Source organism: Coprobacter sp. (assembly GCF_982436375.1).
The window spans coordinates 1-3,351 of record NZ_CEWDCG010000265.1 but is presented as its reverse complement, the minus strand read 5'-3'; the positions used below and the strand labels follow the sequence as shown (position 1 = coordinate 3,351).

1 protein-coding gene is annotated in these 3,351 nt (G+C 36.1%); it reads left to right on the top strand.

What is annotated here, in order from left to right:
• The coding region (locus tag AC1WHX_RS11390) for a T9SS type A sorting domain-containing protein (RefSeq protein WP_481229385.1) at positions 1 to 3,062 on the top strand (3,062 nt) is incomplete at its 5' end.
• Positions 3,063 to 3,351 lie beyond the last annotated feature (289 nt).

Below are 3,351 nucleotides of genomic sequence, written 5' to 3'. Positions count from 1 at the left end.
TATGCTTGTTGTCGGTTCAATCTCTTATAGCAAAAGACATATATTTGTCTGTTAATGGAGCGGATACCAATAATGGGTTATCTGAAAGCGGGGCGGTAGCTACGTTGACAAAAGCCCTTTCATTAATAGAGGACGGCGATAATATCAGGGTATCTGGGATAATAGACGTGTCTAAAGAAGTTTCCGGGATAGAGGGAGTTGCTATACCGCAAATGGCGTTTTCGATTATTGGAGATTCTCCTTCGACTTCAGGTTTTACGGGTAACGGTGTTACACGAATTTTTAATATTGACTCTAATGATAAAGAGACACAGTATAAAAATTTATCTTTTATAAATGGTGCGCAAAATCAGACAAAAGGGTCTGCAGTCTTTATTCAAAATTCAAGATCTGTATTTACTAATTGTCTTTTCAAAAACAATATTGCTGTATCTTGTAAGGGAACAGTATACCTCTATACTCCGAATCAAGTAGAATTTTATGATTGTATATTTACGGATAATCAGGTGCAGCAGGGAGGAGCTGTTTTCTCTGAAATGCGTGGAAAATTAGTAATGGATCGATGTATGATCACAAATTGTAATCTTCAGTCGGTTGCGAATTCTAACGGTGGGGGACTTCAGATACTCGGAATAGAATCTTTTGTATTGAAAAACTCTACTGTTCGCAATTGTTCGGTGGCACAAAGAGGCGGAGGTATCAATATAGAAAATAATATCAACACGAACGAAATAGTCAGAAGCTCGATACGTATCGAAAATTCTCTTCTTGCAGAAAATAATGCAACAGATGCCGGAGGTGCTATTGCTATAAAAAATGCACTTTCTGATAATATTATGGATATGCAGATAATAAATTGTACGATCTGGAAAAATTATGTGAAGACTCAGGGGGGAGCTGCTTTATATATTCCTTCGGCTCAGAAAGGCAGTAGTGTAAGTATTGTTAACTGTACCATAACCGAAAATACGGCTTCAGGCAACAGAGGCTTTGGTTGCGGATTATGTTTTTGGAAAGAGAATGATAATACTTCAACCCAGCTTTTGGCAAAACGGATATATAACTCGATCGTTGAATCGAATATGACCGATCCGCAAGGCCAATCTTCAGATATGGGTTTTCGTTATACTCCTGTAGAAGGGGAAGATCTTTTTATCTCTAATTCTTATTTGGGCTTCGGGGTTCAAACTGGCGCTCCTCTTAAATTGGAAACAGGAAATGGAAATGTTTCGGGATATGAATTGTCTCGCTTATCCGGACTTGTATCTTCAACCGAAGAATATGTAAATCGTCAAAACTCTATTCCTTTGTTTCCGAATTGTGATGCGTTGACTGCAGGAAAAGCTTCGTTTTTGCAAGATCTTGGAATAAATACCGATCAAATAGGGAATATCCGTTCATTCGAAAATGGAACTTGTGCCGTCGGTGCTGTGGAAATGGCTGCGACGTTAGATCCGGGAAAAATAGACGGAAGTTATCAGCATATAATCATGTATGGACAGAGTCTATCGACCGGACATCAGTCTTGGCCGGTCATATCGACGGAGAATGTTCCGGGAAATTTTATGATCGGAGATCAGGTATGGATCAACTATGGTAATAAAAACTTTGATGAGATAAAACCTTTGATAGGAAATGTATCGGCGGCTTTTGCGAATAATAGTAATATCCGAAACCGTAATGCTGGGACAATTGCAGAATGTCCGTTGTTAGGTGCAGTAAACCATATTCAAAAGAAACTTCAACCGGGAACAAATATTTTGGCAACCTCTGCCGGAACAAGCGGGACAAGTATCGAAGAGCTTTCTAAAGAGAATGAATTTTCTACTTGTTACAGCCAATTCAGCAATACTTTGTTGCAGGGTTCTAAACTTGCCTTTGAAAATAATAAGAGTATTTCTTGTCCGGTAATATTTTTCATGCAGGGCGAATATAATTATACATCGTACGAAAATAAAGGTATGACTGTCGGATCATACAGTACTACTGACGGAAAGTTATATTATAAATATTTATTGCAGTTAAAGAACAACATGCAGGATGCCGTAAAGAAATATTATGGACAAGACGATGCTCCATTGTTTATTACATATCAGACAGGGGCTCAATATACTCGGGGCACTACGTTAGAGGTCGGTATGGCTCAATTAAATGCTTCTAATGAAAATGAAGATATTGTATGTGCCGGACCGGTATATCCGATGACCGATCGAGGGGGGCATCTCGATAGTAACGGTTATCGTTGGTATGGAGAAATGTTGGGGAAAGTATATTATAAAACTTGTATTTTGAAAGAGGATTTTAAACCGTTGCAACCGATTGAGATTACCCGTAATCCGGAAAACGCTAATGAGATATCGATCCGGTTTATAGTTCCTAAATTACCTCTTGTTTTTGATTCAAAATTGGTTGAGTCTCAAAAAAAATTAGGATTTGTTCTTTCTAATAATGGTGTGGAACAGACTATTACAAATATAGAAATAAAAGATGATTGTGTAGTATTGACGAGCGCTTCTCCGCTGACCGGGAATGTAGAAGTGTCTTATGCTACACAAAAAACTAATGGACATGGAAATCTTCGGGATAGTGATGATTACGAGGCTTTTTTCAACTATATTGATTTAGATAAAAAGGTCAATGGAGAATATGTGTATCCGAGAGATGAGAATGAAACGACTTTAAGACCAAATTATGAACCGAGAGATGAAAATTTCAAAATTATTTATGATCAACCTTATCCGTTGTACAATTTCAGTGTAGCTTTTTATTATAAGATACCTCAGGGAGAAAATATATATAAAGTTCCAAGTCTGTCTGCAGTAAATAAAGTGACAGAAAATATGCCGCTGATATACCAAAATGGAAATAATTTGATTGTGCAGTTACCGAATAATGAAAAGGGTACGGCAATGATTTTCAATATGTACGGACAAAATTTAAAATCGGTTATTTTGGATGAAAATAAGACGAGTATTCCCGTTGCATCTTTGGATAAAAAGATTTATATCGTCAAAATTTTGACCAAAAACGGAAGTATAACTCAAAAAGTACAGATTCGATAAGGTTCGGGAATAATCTATGTAGAACCTTGTAAATTAATGATATACTGTGAGAAAATATATGATTGATATTAAAATAGGAAATAGCGTTTTTTAAGAAATTTTCCGGAAAAACGTTCGTTTATTTGGACAAATATAGAATTTTTTAACCCAAAAAACAATCTTGCTAAAAATATTTTTATCTTCAGCACTTTAAGGTAAGAAAAAAAAATTAAAATTTTCCGGAAAAATGAATCCAAATAAACGAACGTTTATTTAAAGTGATTTGCTGAAATGTAGAAATATGATCGTC